Origin of the sequence: Halodesulfurarchaeum sp. HSR-GB, from assembly GCF_031432215.1 — an archaeon.
Classification (GTDB): domain Archaea; phylum Halobacteriota; class Halobacteria; order Halobacteriales; family Halobacteriaceae; genus Halodesulfurarchaeum.
In genome coordinates this window covers 16,941-34,921 of record NZ_JAVKGN010000001.1, presented here as the reverse complement: position 1 = coordinate 34,921, position 17,981 = coordinate 16,941, and the positions used below count along the sequence as shown (strand labels likewise).

The 17,981-nt window shown below is 65.6% G+C and carries 24 protein-coding genes and 1 tRNA gene; 9 read left to right on the top strand and 16 right to left on the bottom strand.

Annotated elements, in window-relative coordinates; translation table 11 throughout:
* Positions 1–73: 73 nt before the first annotated feature.
* The 3 genes from RH831_RS00225 to RH831_RS00215 all read right to left on the bottom strand — a co-directional run bounded on the left by RH831_RS00225 (position 74) and on the right by RH831_RS00215 (position 4,007).
* Positions 74–988, bottom strand: a complete 915-nt coding sequence (locus RH831_RS00225; protein WP_310552291.1) for a sodium:calcium antiporter — start codon at positions 986–988, stop codon at positions 74–76.
* Positions 988–3,555, bottom strand: coding sequence for a cation-translocating P-type ATPase (locus RH831_RS00220; RefSeq protein ID WP_310552290.1), 2,568 nt, complete (start codon positions 3,553–3,555; stop codon positions 988–990). Before RH831_RS00220 ends, RH831_RS00225 begins: the two co-directional genes overlap by 1 nt.
* Before the next feature lie 369 nt (positions 3,556–3,924).
* Positions 3,925–4,007 (bottom strand) — tRNA-Leu (locus RH831_RS00215).
* An 88-nt stretch (positions 4,008–4,095) separates the two neighbouring features.
* Between RH831_RS00215 and RH831_RS00210 the strand changes: the two genes are divergently transcribed.
* Positions 4,096–4,404 (top strand): transcription initiation factor IIB family protein, encoded by a 309-nt coding sequence (locus tag RH831_RS00210; protein ID WP_310552289.1) that lies wholly within the window; start codon positions 4,096–4,098, stop codon positions 4,402–4,404.
* On the opposite strand, the gene RH831_RS00205 is transcribed toward RH831_RS00210, so the two are convergent.
* From RH831_RS00205 to RH831_RS00185, 5 genes are read right to left on the bottom strand one after another with little or no spacing between them, the layout of a single operon-like run.
* Positions 4,405–4,896: a phosphopantetheine adenylyltransferase gene (locus tag RH831_RS00205; protein ID WP_310552288.1), complete on the bottom strand. Its 492-nt coding sequence runs from the start codon at positions 4,894–4,896 to the stop codon at positions 4,405–4,407. It abuts the gene before it with no gap.
* Between the two features lie 44 nt (positions 4,897–4,940).
* The gene (locus RH831_RS00200; RefSeq protein WP_396275403.1) at positions 4,941–5,546 is read right to left on the bottom strand and encodes a winged helix-turn-helix transcriptional regulator; all 606 of its coding nucleotides are present in this window, start codon (positions 5,544–5,546) and stop codon (positions 4,941–4,943) included.
* A 34-nt stretch (positions 5,547–5,580) separates the two neighbouring features.
* Complete coding sequence (locus RH831_RS00195) at positions 5,581–6,663, bottom strand: glutamate--cysteine ligase (protein ID WP_310552287.1); 1,083 nt, start codon at positions 6,661–6,663, stop codon at positions 5,581–5,583.
* A 45-nt stretch (positions 6,664–6,708) separates the two neighbouring features.
* The gene (locus tag RH831_RS00190; protein ID WP_310552286.1) at positions 6,709–7,353 is read right to left on the bottom strand and encodes a fibrillarin-like rRNA/tRNA 2'-O-methyltransferase; all 645 of its coding nucleotides are present in this window, start codon (positions 7,351–7,353) and stop codon (positions 6,709–6,711) included.
* Entirely contained in the window at positions 7,350–8,180 is an 831-nt protein-coding gene (locus tag RH831_RS00185) for an NOP5/NOP56 family protein (protein WP_310552285.1), read from the bottom strand. The genes RH831_RS00190 and RH831_RS00185 overlap by 4 nt, the downstream gene beginning before the upstream one ends.
* 99 nt (positions 8,181–8,279) lie before the next feature.
* Here RH831_RS00185 and RH831_RS00180 point away from each other — a divergent pair, with 99 nt between their 5' ends.
* The 3 genes from RH831_RS00180 to RH831_RS00170 are packed head-to-tail and all read left to right on the top strand — an operon-like array spanning position 8,280 to position 8,944.
* Positions 8,280–8,453 (top strand): HVO_2753 family zinc finger protein, encoded by a 174-nt coding sequence (locus RH831_RS00180; protein WP_070364522.1) that lies wholly within the window; start codon positions 8,280–8,282, stop codon positions 8,451–8,453.
* Position 8,454: 1 nt separating this feature from the next.
* Positions 8,455–8,721, top strand: coding sequence for an elongation factor 1-beta (locus RH831_RS00175; protein WP_070364523.1), 267 nt, complete (start codon positions 8,455–8,457; stop codon positions 8,719–8,721).
* A gap of 40 nt (positions 8,722–8,761) precedes the next feature.
* A complete protein-coding gene (locus tag RH831_RS00170) occupies positions 8,762–8,944 on the top strand; it encodes a hypothetical protein (protein ID WP_070364524.1) in 183 nt (60 codons plus the stop codon).
* 6 nt (positions 8,945–8,950) lie between these two features.
* On the opposite strand, the gene RH831_RS00165 is transcribed toward RH831_RS00170, so the two are convergent.
* Positions 8,951–9,349 carry a translation initiation factor IF-2 subunit beta gene (locus RH831_RS00165; protein WP_310552284.1) on the bottom strand — a complete coding sequence of 133 codons (399 nt, stop codon included), beginning with the start codon at positions 9,347–9,349 and terminating at the stop codon, positions 8,951–8,953.
* A 127-nt stretch (positions 9,350–9,476) separates the two neighbouring features.
* Here RH831_RS00165 and RH831_RS00160 point away from each other — a divergent pair, with 127 nt between their 5' ends.
* Positions 9,477–9,719: a UPF0058 family protein gene (locus RH831_RS00160; RefSeq protein ID WP_070364526.1), complete on the top strand. Its 243-nt coding sequence runs from the start codon at positions 9,477–9,479 to the stop codon at positions 9,717–9,719.
* Positions 9,720–9,793: 74 nt separating this feature from the next.
* Here RH831_RS00160 and RH831_RS00155 read toward each other — a convergent pair whose 3' ends face one another.
* Positions 9,794–10,231, bottom strand: coding sequence for a DUF555 domain-containing protein (locus RH831_RS00155; protein ID WP_310552283.1), 438 nt, complete (start codon positions 10,229–10,231; stop codon positions 9,794–9,796).
* Positions 10,232–10,317: 86 nt separating this feature from the next.
* Between RH831_RS00155 and RH831_RS00150 the strand changes: the two genes are divergently transcribed.
* From RH831_RS00150 to moaC, 3 genes are read left to right on the top strand one after another with little or no spacing between them, the layout of a single operon-like run.
* Positions 10,318–11,181 carry a DNA glycosylase gene (locus RH831_RS00150; RefSeq protein WP_310552282.1) on the top strand — a complete coding sequence of 288 codons (864 nt, stop codon included), beginning with the start codon at positions 10,318–10,320 and terminating at the stop codon, positions 11,179–11,181.
* 49 nt (positions 11,182–11,230) lie between these two features.
* Complete coding sequence (locus RH831_RS00145; RefSeq protein WP_310552281.1) at positions 11,231–12,664, top strand: NAD(P)H-hydrate dehydratase; 1,434 nt, start codon at positions 11,231–11,233, stop codon at positions 12,662–12,664.
* Complete coding sequence (gene moaC, locus RH831_RS00140) at positions 12,661–13,146, top strand: cyclic pyranopterin monophosphate synthase MoaC (protein ID WP_071932745.1); 486 nt, start codon at positions 12,661–12,663, stop codon at positions 13,144–13,146. The genes RH831_RS00145 and moaC overlap by 4 nt, the downstream gene beginning before the upstream one ends.
* Here the strand turns inward: moaC and hflX are convergent, their stop codons facing one another.
* The gene (gene hflX, locus RH831_RS00135; protein WP_310552280.1) at positions 13,147–14,448 is read right to left on the bottom strand and encodes a GTPase HflX; all 1,302 of its coding nucleotides are present in this window, start codon (positions 14,446–14,448) and stop codon (positions 13,147–13,149) included.
* Between the two features lie 81 nt (positions 14,449–14,529).
* On the opposite strand from hflX, the gene RH831_RS00130 reads away from it, so the two are divergent.
* Entirely contained in the window at positions 14,530–14,850 is a 321-nt protein-coding gene (locus RH831_RS00130; RefSeq protein ID WP_310552279.1) for an FUN14 domain-containing protein, read from the top strand.
* A gap of 4 nt (positions 14,851–14,854) precedes the next feature.
* Here the strand turns inward: RH831_RS00130 and RH831_RS00125 are convergent, their stop codons facing one another.
* From RH831_RS00125 to RH831_RS00105, 5 genes are read right to left on the bottom strand one after another with little or no spacing between them, the layout of a single operon-like run.
* Positions 14,855–15,580, bottom strand: a complete 726-nt coding sequence (locus tag RH831_RS00125) for a ribosome assembly factor SBDS (protein ID WP_310552278.1) — start codon at positions 15,578–15,580, stop codon at positions 14,855–14,857.
* Between the two features lie 39 nt (positions 15,581–15,619).
* Entirely contained in the window at positions 15,620–16,333 is a 714-nt protein-coding gene (gene psmA / locus RH831_RS00120) for an archaeal proteasome endopeptidase complex subunit alpha (protein WP_310552277.1), read from the bottom strand.
* Positions 16,334–16,810 (bottom strand): Rpp14/Pop5 family protein, encoded by a 477-nt coding sequence (locus tag RH831_RS00115; protein ID WP_310552276.1) that lies wholly within the window; start codon positions 16,808–16,810, stop codon positions 16,334–16,336. It abuts the gene before it with no gap.
* 49 nt (positions 16,811–16,859) lie between these two features.
* Positions 16,860–17,558 carry an RNase P subunit p30 family protein gene (locus RH831_RS00110; RefSeq protein ID WP_310552275.1) on the bottom strand — a complete coding sequence of 233 codons (699 nt, stop codon included), beginning with the start codon at positions 17,556–17,558 and terminating at the stop codon, positions 16,860–16,862.
* A gap of 1 nt (position 17,559) precedes the next feature.
* Positions 17,560–17,976, bottom strand: coding sequence for an RNA-binding protein (locus RH831_RS00105; RefSeq protein WP_310552274.1), 417 nt, complete (start codon positions 17,974–17,976; stop codon positions 17,560–17,562).
* Positions 17,977–17,981: the final 5 nt, after the last annotated feature.

Here is a 17,981-nt window from a genome sequence, read left to right as displayed (position 1 = left end):
CGATATAAAGATCTATGGCCCAATTTTCACCAGCGATAACTTTGGGCGCCATGGTTTCACTCCACATGGTCGCTCAGATGACCAGCGAGGGGAGATAGAGCAGTAGACAGACCACCGCGAGTGGGCGGGAAATCCCCCGCCGCCAGTACAAGAGTCCGAGCACGGCCACCGAGACGAGCACCATGTAACTCGCCGAGAGCAGCACTTGCTCGGGGTTGCTCACACTGATCTCGAAGAACAGGGCGCCGATCCCCAGCGAGAAGACCGGGTCCGTGACGTTGCTCCCCAGCAGTGAGCCCACCGAGATCCCCTGCTGGCCCCTGGTGGCGGCGAGTCCGGCGATGGCGATCTCCGGTAGCGTCGTGCCGAGACCGGTCAACAGGCCGATCGTGTACTCCGGGACCCCCACGATACGGGCTACTTCCATGCCATTAGTCACCATGATCTGGCTGCCGACCACGACCAGCGCCAGTCCCCCAATGATCCACGGCAGGGCCTCACGAGGGCTGAGTCGCCCCTCTATCTCTTCGCCGATCTCTGCCCCGCCCTCGTTCGTGTACAGGATGTAGACGAACTGCACGTAGGCGAGCATCATGAGGAATCCTTCTGAGCGACCGATCGAGCCGTCTTCGAGGGCCAGCAGCATTACCGTCATCGCGAGGAGCATCGCACTCCCGTAGGTGAGCACGTTTCGCCGCTTGGCCACGATCGGGGTGATGAACGCGACGATCGCGATCGCGAGGGTGATCTGGGCGGTCTCGGAGCCGACGATGTTGCCCACGACCAGATCGCCCGCCCCGAAGTACGCCCCGGTGATCGACGTGACCATCTCCGGGACCGAGGTCCCGATCGAGATGACGGTCACGCCCACGAAGAAGGGCGAGACGCCGTAGAAGAGGGCCAGCCCGGCAGCGGCAGTCACGGCCCGGTCGGCTCCGAAGACCAACATTGCCAGCCCGAGGACGAACAGCGCGAGTTCGACGAGCATTACGGTCCCTCTGTCCGATCTCGCTCCCACTGGGCCGTGACGGAGCGCCGCACTACCCATGCGACGGTGAGGAAGGCAGGCATCGCCAGGCCTAGCGCGCCGAGTAAAATGCCCCAGTCGCTCAGGCTCAACGGAATCGTGCCGAAGTACCGGTTCAGCGGGGTGTACAGGACGGCTAGCTGTAGCAGGATGGAGAGGAGGACCGCAGCCGAGAGCCAGGGATTCGAGAGCGGGCTCGTCCCGCGGGTGAACCGGACGAGATACAGCTTCGCGATTTCGAAGACGACGAAGCCGGTGAACACCATCGTCATCGCGTAGGACGTCACCGCTGGAGCGCCATCGAGGGTGAGTACCAGCACGCCGAGCAGCACGACCGTCGCCGTTCCGCCGAAGCCCCCGATGAGCGTCAGCATCGGCCGGTCGATGACGCCGCTCTCCGTGCGCGGGCCGCGTTTCATCACGTCCGAGGCCTCCGGGTCTGCCCCGATCGCGAGTGCCGGAAGGCCGTCGGTGAGCAGGTTGATCCAGAGCAACTGCACCGCCGGGAGGACGAGATAGCCCCAGAGCGAGGCGATCAGGACCAGGAGCACCTCCGCGAGGTTCGCCGAGAGGAGATAGCCCACGAACTTCCAGATGTTGTCGAAGACCGCCCGCCCGCGCTGGATGGCTCCCTCGATTGTCGCGTAGTTGTCGTCCAGGAGCGTGATGTCACTGGCTTGCTTGGCGACGTCGGTGCCTCTGATGCCCATCGCGATGCCCACGTCGGCGTTCTTCAGCGCGGGCGCGTCGTTCACCCCATCGCCCGTCATCGCGACGGTTCGGCCGTTGTTCTGCAAGGCCTGCAGGATCCGGACCTTGTGGGTTGGGGTCGTGCGCGCGAAGATATCCACTTCCGCGACCTGCTCGGCGAGGGTCTTCTCGTCCATCGTGTCGATCTCCGGGCCGGTGAGGACGGCGGACTCGATGCCGACCGCCCGCCCGATTGCCCTCGCCGTGCGCCGGTTGTCCCCCGTGATCATCTTGACTGCGATGCCGGCACGCCGAGTCTCTGCGATGGCGGCCTCGACCTCCGGGCGGGGTGGGTCGATCAGCCCCTGTAGCCCGACGAACACCAGGTCCGACTCGGGGTCCCCCGCCCCCGCTTCTTTGTACGCAAAGCCCAGGACCCGGAGTGCGTCGTCGGCGAAGGCCGCGACCTGTGCTTCGATCCGGTCCCGTGTCTCTCGGTCAAGGGGTTTCACGCCGTCGGCGGTCAGGATTCGGTTCGAGCGCTCCAGAACCACGGTGGGGGCTCCTTTCATCCGGACCCGGTCCTCGTGGATCGTCGTCATGCGTTTGCGATCCGCCGAGAACGGAATCTCGTCCGTCCGCGGTCGCCGCGCTCGCAGTGCCGCCACGTCGATTCCCGCTTCGAGGGCCGCCTCGTAGAGGGCCTTTTCCGTGGGTTCGCCCCGGTCCTCATCGGCGTCGTTACAGAGCGCGCCGATGGTGAGCAGCGTCTCTATTTGCCTGGTGCCGTCGAACTGCTCGTGGCTCTCGTCGTAGACCCAGAACCGATCGACGTGCATCCGCCCCTCGGTCAGGGTCCCCGTCTTGTCCGTACAGACCACGTCGACCGAACCGAGGGACTCCACAGCCGGGAGGGTTCGCACCAGCGCGTTCGCGTCGGCCATCCGCCTGACGCCAAGCGCGAGGGTCAAGGTGACCACGGCTGGCAGTCCCTCCGGAATTGCGGCGACGGCCAGGGAGACGGCAGCCAGGGCGGCGTCCACGAGCGCCGTTCCCCGCCAGACCAAAAGCGGGACGACGAGCGCGGAGAGTGCGAGCACGCCCAGGCCGATCCGCTTCCCCAGTCGGTCGAGGTCGCGCTGGAGCGGCGTCTGGCGCTCCCGGGCGGTGGCCAGTTCGTCCGCGATGGCCCCCACCTCGGTGGCCATCCCGGTCTCGACCACGACGGCTCGACCCCGCCCGCGGGTAACCATTGTCCCGCGGAAGACCATGTTTGTCCGCTCCGCGACCGGGGTTGCTGCCGCCAGTTTCCCGCTCTGTTTCTCGACGGGGACACTCTCGCCGGTCAGCGGCGCCTCGTCGACTTCCAGGCTCGCGGTCTCAAGCACGCGAGCGTCGGCCGGGATTGCGTCCCCGCCCTCCAGGACGATCACGTCCCCCGGGACGACTGCCCGCTGGCTGCGTTCCACTCGCTCGCCGTTCCGGATCACCGTCGCTTCCGGGGTGGCCATCTCGGCGAGGGCCTGGAGGCTCCGCTCGGCGCGGTACTCCTGGACGAACCCGAAGAGGCCGTTTGCCAGCAGGATCACGGCGATGAGGACGGCATCGACGAGGTGGCCGATCGCCGCCGAGAGGATCGCGGCCCCGATCAGCACGAGAATCAGCCCGCTCGTGAACTGCGAGACGAAGACCGCGAGCGGGGTTCGGCCCCCCTCGCTCTCGATCTCGTTCGGCCCGCCGGATTCGAGTCGCGCCCTGGCTTCCGTGTCCGTCAGGCCGCTGGCGTCGCTATCCAGTGTCTCGAACACCGCCGCGACGGGCCGGTCGTGCCAGGCCATAGGCTCGCGTTCGCCTGGCCTGTTGGACTCCCGTCACGATAACAGCACCGTCGGTTTTTGGGTTGGGGTGGCACTCCAAGCACGAATCTCCACGACTGCTAGCGGTCTTTTTCCCCAAGTTTTTGCGAGCGGCTGCTACGCAACCTCTCGGAAAAAGTGGGCTCACGGGTCGTTCCTCCCCGTTCGCCACCCGAGGTCTCACTTCGTTCGACCTCGCACTGCGCGGGACAGGATTCGAACCACGGTCGGAGCAAAGCTCCTCCCTGCTTCGAATCCGTGCCTGCTCGTTCGCTCGCTACGCTCGCTCACTGCTCACGGGTCGTTCCTCCCCGTTCGCCACCCGAGGTCTCACTTCGTTCGACCTCGCACTGCGCGGGACAGGATTCGAACCTGCGGAGGGCTACCCCACAGCGTCCTAAGCGCTGCGCCGTTGACCACTTGGCTACCCGCGCTCTGCAGCCGACTTTCGACCCCGCTCACAATAAGACTCACGAGTCACCTGGCAACACCGTTAACTCCCTGCCCCGACTGCAGTCTTTCATGTACCGGGCCGGCACGGAACGAGCCGAAGAAGCCAACCTCGCGGCCCTGGAGCAGGTCGCAGACCGACTCGAACTCGACTCCCAGGCCCGATCGGCCGCCCGCGAACTCTACCTCTCCCAGCTCCCGGCTCCAGACCGCTCCAAACCCGGGCTTCGCGCCGCGAGCCTCTATGCCGGCTCGCTCATCGCTGGCGATCAACGCTCCCAGACGGTCGTCGCTGAAGCCGGGGACGTCTCTCGGCTTACGATTCAGCAACAGTGGCGGGAGTTGTTACGGGACGCGGGCTTCGAGCCGCCGTCCTGGTGATCAGCGGACCGCCGAGCGCTCGTTCTCCGGCCCCTCCGTGACGTGGCCGTGCTCGTCGATTTCACCGCGGACGATCCGCGTGCTCGAAATGATCTCCCCGTCGTCCGCCAGGAGCCGCTCGACCACGACGATCTCCAGGGGGTCGAGCCCGCGCTCCCGTCGAATACGGTTGATGCGCTCGCCACCGGCCTGGGTCTCCGGCGTGACGACCAGGGCCTCGAACGGCGGCTCGACGGCGATGCCCGTGGGTTCGGTAAGCTTTCGAACTGCAAAGTCCCGATCGTAGGTGGCGGCCATCTCGGCCAGTTCCTCACGCAGTTTCGCCTGCCGCTCCTCGAAGGGTCGCACGTATCGGGGTTCGTGACGCGTCTCGGGGGCCAGGTCGTCGCTGGTCAAGCCGACAGTCAGGTCACCGAGTTCGAATCCGCGACGAAAAAGGCGACGGTGCCCGTCGTGGATGGGATCGAACGTTCCCCCCAGCGCCACGTCCATACTCCGCCGGAGGGTGCCCGCGCGTTTAGAGGTTGGGTTTCGGCTCAGTCCTCGTCTTCGTCGGACTCGTCGTGCACCTCGATCTGCACCGGCTCGGTGGTTTCAGTTTCCTCCGAATCGAGCACCTGATCCATGTTGAAGATGGTGTTCAGCTCCTCCTGCACGCGGCCGACGACCGAGCCCACGAGGTCGCTGGGCGCGATGGACTTGTACTCGTAGGGGTTGTTCCCGGCCCCCTCGCTCTCGCGCTTCTGTCGCTCGACGATGTCCTCCTCGGCGAGTTCGGCCAGCGCCTCCCGCACCGTACTCGGGTACAGGCCAGTTCCTTCGGCGACCTCCTCGCTGGTGCTCCAGGGGTGCTGTCGCAGGTAGACGTAGATCCGGCCCCGGGTCTCGGTGTCGAGGACCCAGGAGAGGATGTCGATGACCTTGGTGTCGAGTTCGTCGACCGCCCGGTCGGCGCTTTCCTCCAGGCGCTCCCGTGCGCCCCGGCCCGTCGTGGGCTCTTCGGTCTCGTCTTCGCCCTCTCCAGTCTCTTCTCTGTCTTCTCCAGTCTCCCCTATGTCATCTCCAGTCTTCACTTCGACCGGCTCGCCCGCCACGTCCGTGGACTCCGCTTCCGTGGTGTCTTCTGTGTCTTCGTCTGTCATGTCCTCTCTACGAGGACACAAGTGACGAGGCCGTTTAAACCCTCGGCTCGATGAGGAGCGCCTCGCGAAGCGCTTCGGGGCCTGACTCCTCCAGGATACGCCGCTGGCGAGTCGCCCCGCTTTCGGCTTCGTACACGCGTTTGATGCCCTCGATCCCGAGGCGGTCGGCCTCCCGGTCGACGATCTCGGCGAGAGACAGCGTCGATCCATCCGGCTGAATGAGGTCCGTCTCCTGGCCGTATCGCAGGGCTCGCCACTTGTTCTCGTCGAGGAGTTCCCAGCGCAACGCCTGTGAGGACTCGCCGTCCTCGTATCGGGCCGCGAGGTCCAGGACGAGTGCGTGGGCGTATTCGACGAAGGCATCCACGTGGCCAACGCGATCCTGGGCGTCCGGGATCCGGACCTCGACTGTCCCGATGCCGGTGTGGGGCCGGACGTCGTACCAGAGTTCCCCCGAGTCCCGAATCGAGTCCGTCTCGAGCATCCGGGATTCGAAGCGCTCGTAGGCCGCAAAGTCCTCGAAGTTCGTCGGCATCCCGGTGTTCGGCAGGTTCTCGAAGATCTTGGCCCGGGCCGAGCAGAGTCCGGTGTCAAAGCCGTTCCAGAACGGCGAATTCGCCGAAAGCGCGAGGAAGATCGGGAGATAGCGCCGGATCTCGTTGGTGATCCAGACAGCCTTCTCGGGGCCGTCCACACCGACGTGGACGTGCAGCCCGGCAGTCGTGTTGCGATGTTGTGGATACTGAATCCGATCGAGTTGGGCTCGATACCGCGGTTTTTCGGCGTGCTCGTGGAGTTGCCAGTCGGCCGCGGGATGGACCCCCGCCGCCGCGATCTGGAAGCCGTGTTCGGCCGCGTACTCCTGGAGGGTTTCACGAACGGTCCGGACCGCCGCTGGCGCGGCCTCGGGACCATCGAGTTTCCGGGTGCGGGTCTCCAGCACGAACTTGAAGAGTTCGTGATCGACGTCGCCGGTGATCGGCGGCGGCGCGTCGTGCTCGTAGACCAACTCGTCCGACCCCGCGACTGGAACGCCGTCGCTGTCGACGACGAAGTACTCCTCCTCGACGCCGAGGGTTCCCATCTCGTCGAAGACGGTTCCGGACCCGTTCGCCATCGCGGGAATCGAAGGGTGGTCGACGTAAATAGTTCCTGAAGTCGGTTATTCAGCCGGGGGAGCTCGTGGCGTCGCGATCACTCCCAGGTGGTCCTCGTGGAACGGGTCGAGTTCGCGAGTCGTGAGTACCTCATAGCCAGATTCGAGAGTTTCGATCGATTCCTCGAACACGGCACTCGGCTCGCGGGTGACATCCTCGCTGCGGGCCTTGATCGAGAGCAGCAGCCGGCCGTCCGGGGCGAGAAAGCGGGCGTTTTCGAGTGCGACCGCAGCCTGGCCGGTCGTTGCGACGTCCTGGACGATCACATCCAGATTCGCCTCCACCACGTGACCGTAGGACGCTGGCTGCCGCGCGTCCGCGAGCAGCGGGAAGAGATTTGGCCGGCTCTCACAGACTGAAAGGAGGTCCCTGACCGGTCGGGGTGCGAACTCGACGGCGTAGGTCGGCCCGGCCACGTCAGCGACGTGGCTCACTGTCGTGCCACTCGCCGCGCCGAGGTAGAGGACCCCGTCGCCAGCCTCGAACCCGGTGTCGAGCCCCAACTCGAGCAACGCTCCGAGCTTCGAGCGGTGGGGGTCCCAGCGACGCCAGCCGTCCGCCGTCGGCTCGCCGTAGACCGGCTCACCCCGCGTCGCGAGTGCCATCTCGCCGTCGAATTCCCGGCGTTCGACGCCCGCTGGCAGACTCATTGCGCAGCCCCTCCGGCGCGGATCGTCGCGATTCGCTCCTCGAGATCTGCTCTCAGCTCCGGATGCAGTTCACCGCGATAGTGATCAATGCGAGCGGCGATCGACAGTTTCCCGGCCAGGGCCCGGGCCGCCGATCCCCGCTTTTCGGGACGGGTCCCGCGCACGTACTCGTGCGTGAAGATGATCCCGTGTTTGGGCGATGGCGCGTGGCCCTCGAGATGGGCGAACAGGGCGTCTTCGGCCCCGAGCACCTGGACGGTGCCGCTTGGCTTTTTCGCGAGTGTTTCGAGGCCGCCGGCCAGGGCGATCAATCGGGCGGCCAGGAACGGCTCGGCGAGGTTCGAGAGGTTCGGGGCCACGGCGGGGGCCTGTGTCTCGACGAACGATCGAAGGGCCTGTCCTCGCTGTTCGAGATCTCGAACCGACTCGGCAAACGCTACGACTTCCGCCTCGACCGGTCCTTCGGGGTCCCTCGCGGCGACTTCGAGGACGTAGTCAAGCCCCTCGCGGGACTCACCGAACTGACTGCCGGCCCACTCCGCGGCCCGTTCGGCGAGCTCGTTTTTGACTTCGGTGAGGTCGTCCATCGCCCGGACCGCGTGCACGAGTTGCTGGTCGTCGGCCCGCTCCCGCTCACTCACCGCCTCGCGGGCGGCCGCGACGGTCGCCTCGTGAAGCAATTCGTAGTACCCCGACTCGTCCGGGGCGAACCCCGATTCGACTGCTAGCGCCGGCCAGTCCCGGGGCGTCTCCGCGCTTCCCGATCGAATGGCCCGTGTGGCGCTCGCGGGGTCGTCGTCCAGTTCCGCGAACCACGCCTCTTCCATGGGCGTGCTTCCCGGGCAGTCGGGTTAAGTGGGACGGTCGGGCGGCGGTCGAAAGACAACGGTTAAACCGCACGGGACAGGTAGAGACACGTATCGATCATGAGTGAGACCGACCGGGCCCGCCGATGTGTCTCCTGTGGGATCAACATCTCCGGGACCAACGCGGCGGCCTTCAAGTGTCCGGAGTGTGGTCACCAGATCTATCGGTGTGCCACCTGTCGCAAGCAGAGCAACCTCTATGAGTGTCCCGAGTGCGGTTTCCGGGGGCCATAACATGGGCAAAGTCGCCGCCGTCATCAAGGTGATGCCCCAGAGTCCGGAACTGGACCTGGACGTACTTACGGAGCGACTGGAGAGTTCGCTGCCGGAAGGCGCGAAGATCAACGACGTGGACCAGGAGGAAGTCGCCTTCGGCCTCGTCGCGCTCTACCCCACGGTTATCGTCCCCGACGACGCTGGCGGGACCGAGGCCGTCGAGGAGGCCTTCCGGACCGTCGAGGGCGTCGAATCGGTCGCCGTCGAAGAAGTCGGCCGGATTTAGGCAGCAAGCTTTTCTCCCCGGCCCCCGACTGTGTGGGTGCATGCCACACGAGGCCTACGTCCAGTTGGTCTGTCCGGAGTGCCAGAAGGCCTGGGAAGCGACGCCGAGCGAACTCCCGGCTCCGGAAGCGAACTTTAGCTGTCCGAACTGTCACGCGACCCGCCGGACGGCCGAGTTCATGCGGACAGAACGCGATCTCCAGAACCTCAAGAAACTCGCGTAGCCGGTTTTAGACCGAGGAGCGGGCGCCACAGGCGTCACACTCCAGCAGTTCCGCTCCCTGTTCGTGGGTCAGATGGGTGTCGGGAAGCCCACACTCCGGGCAGATGACGTACTGATCGACGTACTCGTCGATCACGGCCTGTACGCGTGACTCGTTGAACTCCCCGGTCAGCCGTGCGCGGCCCCGTTCATCGATCTGGGCGGCCGTGCCGAGTTCGTCCTGCAGGAACTTGAGGACGTGTTCGTCTTCCCGATCGAGTCGGTCCAAAAGCGCCTGGAAGTTCTCGAAGACCGTGACGTTCCCCTCCGTTCGAAGCTTCGGGTCCGGGACCTCGAAGCGACTCTCCTTTTCGGCGATGTCGGGTTTCTCTTCGAGGGCTCGCTCGAGTTGCTCGTCGTAGTCCATACCGATGCAAGCGGGCGGGCCCCCTAAAAGCCTTTCAGGCCGCCTGTCCCGGGAATCCAGGGTACAAGGCTTGGTAACTCTCCTCAGAGTAATACTATAACCCTGTACTCGTTACGATAGGGTGCACATGAAAAAACAGGAGCTCATCCACCTGCATGGACTCCTCGCCGAGGTCGGGAATTACTACGAGCGAGTATCCACACGAGAACTGGAACTTTCCGAATACGAATCCAAGGGCGTCCGACCGACATCGATCCACAAATCGAAAACTGATCACAAATCGGCTGTTTTTGCACTCGCGAAGGGCATCACCGGCACCATGGACGAGGCCGAGAGTGCAGAAGAGACCGTGACGGCCAAGGCCGACTAACTGTTCTCACCGACCCGCGACCCGCGAAGCACGCGCCAGTCAGCGGCGGGTCTGCGAGTAGAAAACCGCCGCGATCACCCCTCGATGAGCTCGTCGAACTCCGGTAACACGTCTTCCTCGTCCGATTCAGTTTCCTCGGCCGACTCCTCTTCCTCCGCCGCCTCGTCCTCGTCCTCCTCGATGACTTCGACCTCCAGGACTTCGAGTGGGATGTTCTCCAGACGCTGGCCGATCTCTTTGCGGGCGATCCGCGAGGCGTGTTCGGTTCGTTCGACGTTGAAGACCGTCATTTCGAGTTCGAGAGCGACCAGGCTCTCGTCGGCCGCGACGAAGGCCGGCTCCAGCTCCTCCCCGCAGTGGGGGCAGGTCCGTTCCCCCATGTCGATCTCCACGTAGTTGAGGTCGGGATTCAGCATCTCGCCCGTCTTCGAGATCGCGATCCGGACGGCCTCGTCGGGCGTTTCTACGTCGTACACCGGAACCGCGGCCTCGACAACGACCCTACAATCCATGGGTATGTTGGCATAGCACGCCCTTGGTAAAAATAGATTGGCCCCGAACCGACAGCCTTTCCGGGGGCAAACGCCCAGGTCTGTCGATGGAATCCGGGCACATCGATGCGACGTCCGTCCGTGGCTCGGTCGACCTTCAGGTCATCCTGGAGAGTGGGCAGACCTTCCTCTGGCGACGGCTCGAGTCCGCCGACGGCACCTGGTTTCGGACCGTGGCCGGGACGGACGTGATCGAGGTACGAGAAGAAGCCGGCGGCCTCACCTGGCGCTCGTCGACCGACGCCGCCGGGATCGTCCGCCGTCGCCTCGGTCTCGATGACGACCTCCCGGCGATCCAGTCGGCGTTTCCCGACCACCCGGTGCTCGAAGCGGCGACGGCCCGGTATCCAGGGCTTCGAGTGGTCGACGCGCCAGTAGTGCCCACGATTTTCTCCTTCATCCTCTCGGCCCAGATGCGGGTCGACCGGATCCACGAGAACGTCACGGCCCTCAGAGCGGCCTACGGCGAACCGATCGCCTGGCGGGACACGACCGTTCACGCGTTCCCGACGCCGTCAGCCCTGGCACGGGCGGGCGAAGCCGAGTTACGCGATCTGGGATTGGGCTATCGAGCCCCCTACATCGAGGCGACCGCCGAGATGCTTCGGGACGACGAGGTCTCCCTGGACGAGATCGCTGCCAGGCCCTACGAGGAAGCGAGAGCAGCGCTGACCCAGTTCGTCGGCGTGGGCCCGAAAGTCGCGGACTGTGTCCTGCTGTTCGCGATGGACTTCGACGAGCCGGTTCCCCTCGACACCTGGATCAACACCGCGATCGAGGAGCACTTCCCGGACGCGGCGGGCGATTCCTACGAGTCGACCTCGCGAGCGATCCGCGATCGACTCGGCCCGAATCCGGGCTACGCCCAGACATATCTGTTTACACACCTCCGGACGGGCGGGGACCCGTAGCCGCCGCCCGACCACTTCCTTTAGTGGGGTCGGCCGTGTACCTCGTGACATGATCGACAGCACCGAGATGGCGATCGTCGACCGCAACGCCGTGGCCCTGGGCGTTCGCGAGACGAACCTCATGGAGTCGGCCGGCAACGCGGTGGCGCGGGCAGTCCGGGATCTGGACCGGGACACGCCCGAGGTCGCGGTCCTCGCTGGTCGAGGTAACAACGGTGGGGACGCACTCACGGCGGCCCGCTTTCTCGCCGATCTGGATCCGACGGTTCACCTCCTGGGCCATCCGGACCGCATCCGGAGTGCGGTCACCCGGGAGAAGTACGACGCCCTCCAGTCCGCCGAGGTGGCGACGAACGTCATCCGGGACGCGAGTGCCCTCTCGATCGGTGAGCCCGAGGTGATCATCGATGGCGTGCTCGGAACCGGGGTCTCCGGGACTCCCCGAGAGCCGGAGCGCACGGCGATCCAGGCCATCAACGACAGCGAGGCGACGGTCGTCTCGGTCGACGTCCCCTCCGGGATGGACGTGGATACGGGTGAGCGACCAGGTGATTCGGTCGTCGCGGACCGGGTCGTCACGTTCCACGACACGAAACCCGGGCTGGCAGACCACGAGAACGTGACAGTCGCGAACATCGGGATTCCACCCGCCGCCGAGCGATTCACTGGCCCGGGAGACCTGCAACGACTCACCCGCCCCACGGACGCTCACAAGGGCGACTTCGGCCGAGTGCTGGTGGTCGGCGGGGGCCCGTACACGGGCGCACCCGCACTTGCCGCTCAGGCCGCGCTCCGGGCCGGGGCTGACCTCGCGACGGTTCTCACGCCTGAACCGGTTGCCGATCAGGTTCAGGGCTTCAGCGAGGACCTGATCGTTCGGGGGCTTCCCGGCACTCGAATCGAGCCCACGCACGTCTCGACGATCCTGGAGGCCGCAGCCGACCAGGACGTCATGATACTCGGCCCGGGTCTGGGGGCGGCCGATCCAACCCGTGAAGCCGTGGGACAGATTCTGGAGGCCTACGAGGGCAAAGCGGTCGTCGACGCGGACGCGATCAGCGTGGTTTCGGCCGTCGAGACTGACGCGTCGCTGATTCTGACTCCCCACCGTGGCGAGTTTCAACAACTCGGCGGCGAGTCCGCAGATGACCGTGACGGCTGGGCCACATCGGCTGCCCAGGTCGCTGCCGATCTGGGCCAGACGCTGCTCCTCAAGGGCCCCCACGACGTGGTCACCGACGGTGATCGCACGCGCATCAACCGGACCGGAAACCCCGGTATGACCGTGGGTGGGACTGGCGACGTGCTCGCTGGGGTCACGGGGGCGACGTTCGCAACTCTCGATCCGGTGCCGGCCGCGGCGGTCGCGGCCTACCTCACCGGAACGGCTGGCGACCTCGCTGCGGAGTCACGGAACGGTGGGCTCCTCGCCTCCGATCTGCTTGGGACGCTGCCGCCGGCACTCGGGGGTGAACAGGCATGAGCGACGAGGACGAACTTACCCACACCACCGCCGAGGGCGAGGCCCAGATGGTCGACGTGGGGGACAAACCGGACACCGCCAGGCGGGCTGTCGCTCGTGGGACGATCCACCTCCAGCCCTCGACGATCGACGCGATTCAGGCCGATTCGGTGGGCAAGGGGAACGTCCTGGCTACGGCTCGTGTCGGGGCGATCCAGGCCGTCAAACACACCTGGGAGACGATTCCGATGTGCCATCAGATCCCGATCACGAACGTCGAGACCGACTTTGACGTGGCACGAGAGACGATCACGCTCACCGTGGCCGTCGAGACGACGGGGAAAACTGGCTGCGAGATGGAGGCCCTCCAGGGCACGACGACCGGCCTCGACGTGATCTGGGACATGGTGAAGGCCGCCGAGAAAGACGCCGACGGGCAGTATCCGGACACGGCTATCGGCGACGTTCGGGTCGTCGAGAAGGAAAAACGGGCGCTCGATTGATCAGGCGTCCGCCGCCAGGTCACTCGCCTTGGCACGTGTCTGTTCGACGACCGCCGGTCGGGCCAGAAAGTCCACGATGACCTCCGAATCACGGTACTCCACGTCCTCGACGAAGGCGTTGTCGTGAACCCAGGAGACCACGCTCATCGTGTCCTCGGTCATCGGGAGGACCAGCCGTTCGCGCTTGCGGTCGGGCAGTTCCTCGTGGATACGCGCCCGCAACTCCTCCAGGTTCGTCTCCGCTTTCGCGCTGACCGCGACCGGATTCGGGGCCAGCGCACGCAGCGCCGCCCGTTTCTGCTCCAGCTCGGCGTCGTCGATCCGGTCGATCTTGTTGAGGACCGTTACGATCGGCGCTTCGTTACGCTCGTAGAGCGTGTCGTGGCTGGTCATGAGCTTCTTGCGGATCTCCGCGATCGGCTCGCTCACGTCCACGACGAGCAGCACGAGATCGGCCCGGTAGACCGATTCGAGGGTCGATTTGAAGGACTCGACCAGCCAGTGGGGTAAATCGCTGATGAACCCGACCGTGTCGGTGAGCAGGGCGTCCCGTCGTTCGAGATCGAGTCGCCGGGTGGTCGTCCCGAGGGTGGTGAACAGCCGGTCTTCGCGCTCAGCCGTCGGATCGAGGTCGGGGTGGATCGACTCGTTCTCCCCGACCTCCAGATCCTCTGCCAGGGCCTGCATCAGGGTCGATTTCCCGGCGTTCGTATAGCCTGCCAGGGCGACCAGGTCGAACCCGGACTCCCGGCGTTTCTCGCGTCGGTCCTGCTCGGTCTCCTCGATCCGTTCGAGTTCGTCCCGGATCCGGCTGATCCGGGATTTGATGTCCTGCTCGCGGCTCTCGTCGTACTCGCCCAGGCCCATGAACCCCGGTCGTTCCTCGCGTTTGGCGAGGCTGGTCTTGGCCTCGGCTCGCGGGAGTTCATAGCGCAGTTCGGCGAGTTCGACCTGGAGCTGGGCTTTCCGGGTCTGGGCCCGCTGCCCGAAGATGTCCAGTATCAGCCGGAACCGGTCCTTGACCGCCACGCCCTCGGGGAGTTCGTTCCCGAGGTTGTACACCTGATAGGGGCCGAGTCGGTTGTCGAAGATCACCGTCTTTGCGCCAGTTGCCTCGACCTGCTCGGTGAGTTCCTCGACCTTGCCAGCGCCCAGTTGCAGGGCCGGATCTGGTTTTCGACGCTGTGTGCACTCGCCGACGACCTCGTAGCCGGCTGCAGCCGCTAACTGTCGGATCTCGGTCGTGTCCGGCTGGCCGTCCCTGACTCGCTTCGCGATGATCGCCCGGTCGGTTTCCGTCACTCGCCGCTTCGTAGGGGCCGAGATCACTTAAGGGCCAGGCGGGGCACAAAGGACTTACCGGAGAACGGCCCAACGAGTGGTATGGCGCTCGAACTGGACCCGACGCAACTCGGCCTCGAATTCGGTAGCGGGGCCGTGATCGGCGCAATTATCGGGTTTGCCTTCAAGAAGATCGCGAAGGTGATCGCGGTCATCGTGGGCCTCGAACTCGCGCTGTTCAAGTTCCTCGAATCGCGGGGCATCTTGACCGTGGACTGGGACCGCCTCACGGGCGGGGTCCTGGATCTGACACAGACTGCCTCGATGGAGACCCCGCCGCCCTGGGTGAACACCTTCCTCTCGACACTCTCCGTTGGGGCCGGCTTCACCGGCGGCTTCCTCGTCGGCTTCAAGAAGGGATAATTCTTCAGCGGCGGGCGATCTCGTCCTCGTCCCGAATGATCTGGACCTCCGCCTCGCCGCTCGTGTGCTCGTTGACCAGATCGTAGAAGTCGTTTTGCAGCCCCGCCGGGAAGGTCAGGACCCCGATCCAGGAGCCATCAGCCTGCCACTCCTCCCGTTCTAGTTCTCCGAACTGTCGGATCTGGGCCTGGGCGCTCCCGGCATAGTCCGGCGGGACCTGGACGGCCATCGTTACCTCGTCGAACCGGATCGGAATGACGGGTCGCAACGCGTCCAGGGCGTCTTCGACCTGCGATTCGACACGCTCCATCGGATCGACGTCGAACCCGGCCTCCTCCAGGGCGTTTTCGATTCGATCCGGGGGGTGTGGGGCGTCGTCCATCTGGGGGTTCACGGCGTTGCGCGCGATGCGGTCGATGAGTTCGCGTCGCTTGCGTTCGAGCATCTCCCGGCGCTGCTCGGCGGTGATCTGGATCTCCCCGCGCTCGATCACCTGGGGGATGATCTCCATGGGATCTGTGGTGTCAAAGACCTTCTCGACGTCCGACTCGGCCGGTCGATCGCCCCGCGAGGCGTTCTCGAACACGTCCCGGGCGGCGATCACGTCCTCGAGGTCGCCGTCGAACTCCCCGCGTTTGATCGCGAGGGCCGCGTCCGGATCGACGAGGACTTCGAAACGCGCCCCGTGGGACTCGAGCCGCGCCGTCACTGCATCGTCAAGTGATATCATGGCCTGCGCTACGGCGTGGAGGGTGAAAAATGTAGCACGTCACTCCGGGCGGGCCGCCCGGATCTCTTCCTCGGTGAGTGTTATGTACTGCTCGGACTCGGCGTCGACCGTCGCCGCGCCCACGCCAGCGGGATCGAGTGGCTCCTCCTGGACCGACGCGAGGGCCTCGAGCCCGAGTTCGACGGCTTCGGCCAGTTCGATCTCGGGATCGTACTCGGCTTCGAGATACGACTGGATCTCCTCCCGGTCGGAGCCGATGGCGATCGCCTGCCACTCGTAGGGCGTACCACTCGGGTCCGTCTCGAAGAGGCGCGGCTGGCCGTCGTCCAGTCCACCGACCAGCAGGGCCACGCCGAAGGGCCGGGCCCCGCCGATCTGGGTGAACTGCTGGATGTGATCGGTCACGTCCTTGGTCAGGGTTTCGACCCCGATGGCCTGTTCGTACCGCAGTCGCTCCACCTGGGCGTCCCGGCGGGCGAAGTCGATGAGTCGGCGTGCGTCCGCGACGTGGCCCGCACTCGCGGTCCCGATGTGATCGTCGACCTTGTGGAGTTTCTCCACGGAGTCCTGTTCGACCAGCGGGGATCGAACCGGCTTGTCGACGATCAGTGCAACCCCGTCGCTGGCTCGCACCCCGATGCTCGCCGTGCCTCGCTTGACTGCCTCCCGGGCGTACTCGACCTGGTAGAGTCGGCCGTCCGGGGAGAAGATGGTGATGCCACGATCGTACGCTTGCTGTTGTTGTCCTTGCATTTAGAGATCCCGGGGTGTTGCCCCGACGAAGGTGTCCGCGCACTCGACGTCGACGCGGTCCTCCCGCAGGTGAGCGACCGCCTCACCGTCACGAAAGGTCACGGCCGTCGAGTCGGTCACGGCCGGCGGTCCCTGCAGGAACGACCGCCTGGTGGCTCGAACTGTTCCGCCCACCCCCCGAACGCCGACCCGAACCGGATGGTCCTGCACGGAATCGACACAGGCGAGTGCCGCCCGGGCCTGCTCGACGGTCCCTCGCCGGACCCGAACGAGCGCCCAGCCACCGCCGGGATACAGGTCGGTCTCCAGGACACGCGGATCAGCCTCGGCGCTTCCGGGATCGCCCAAAAGCGTCCGTGTCGCCGTCCAGATTCTCTCCTGGAGGGGTCGCTCCGCGAGGGTGACATCCGGCCACGTCTCTATCTCGACGGCGAGATAGCGATAGCGCGGTCGGAGGTGTTTCGGGAGGTGGCGCACGGCAAGGGGTTACACGTGGACTGTTGTAACTCCACGGATCGAGGTGGTCTCAGTTCTCGGGCTCTGAGACGGTGACCCCCGGCCCCACGGTGTCCGGGTCCCGCCGGTGTCGATTCCGCTCGGCGATGGTTCGCCAGGTCGCCAGTCCCTGCTGGATCGTCTCGCGGTCGAAGCCGATCTGGGCCCCCACCGCGAACAACTCCCGCGGCCCGCGAACCTGAAGATGGCTCGATGGGGCTCCAGAAACGACGAACGGCGCGCCCGCGTCAGCGACGAGTTCGTGGAGTTTTCGGAGGCCTTTGATCGCTCGGACCCGGTCGCCGCCACTCGATCGGAGCACGGGACCGAGATTTAGCTCCAGTGCGACGTCGTTCTCGGCGGCGGTCTGGGCGATTACGTGGTTGATGTCCCCGGCCCCGCCCATGGGGTCGGCGAGGACGTCCACCTGCGCTCGCTCGACCACGAAGCGGTTCATCTCCGGATCGCGACCCTGGACGAGAAGCACCTCGGCTTCGGGCCGGCGATTCCCGATCGCGCCGCTTGCCGTCCGCGGTTCGTCGGCGGTGATCTCGATGCCCTGGACCACGTCGATGCCGTGTCTCTTTGCGATGGCCTCGTGATCGACGGCCGCCGGAACCGACTGACGGTTCCGGACGACCAGCCCCTCGAACCCGGCGTTTTTGACGGTCAGCCCGAACCTGTCGGGGGTCGTCGGCCCGTCCTCGTGAACGCGGACGGATTCGTACATCTCAGGAGAGTGCCTCCCGGGCGTTTTCGAGGGCGTTCTCCCGGTTGGCCGGGTAGGCCTCGACCTTCGCCCGGAGGGTGATGCCGTCGCCACGTGTGACCTCGCCACGGGCGGCGGCCTGCTTGTCCAGTGTCACGTAGAAGGCGTTGTTGTCGTCGAGTCGATCCCCCAGTTCGTCCAGGAGAACGGTCATGTTCACGCCGTCCTGGAGCCGGTCGAAGACGTGTTTGATCTCGTCGGTGCGTTCCAGTCGGGCGCTGAGGACGACGATTCGATCGCCGTGATGGCCCTCCCCGACCGAGGACTCGATTTCGGCGTCCGGCGGGAGTAACGTCCGGAGTGCCGAACGCACGCGGTCCTCGGCCTCCGTCTCGTAGCAGAAGGCCCGGAGGTCGACGTAGTGGAAGGGAAGGCCCATGCCCG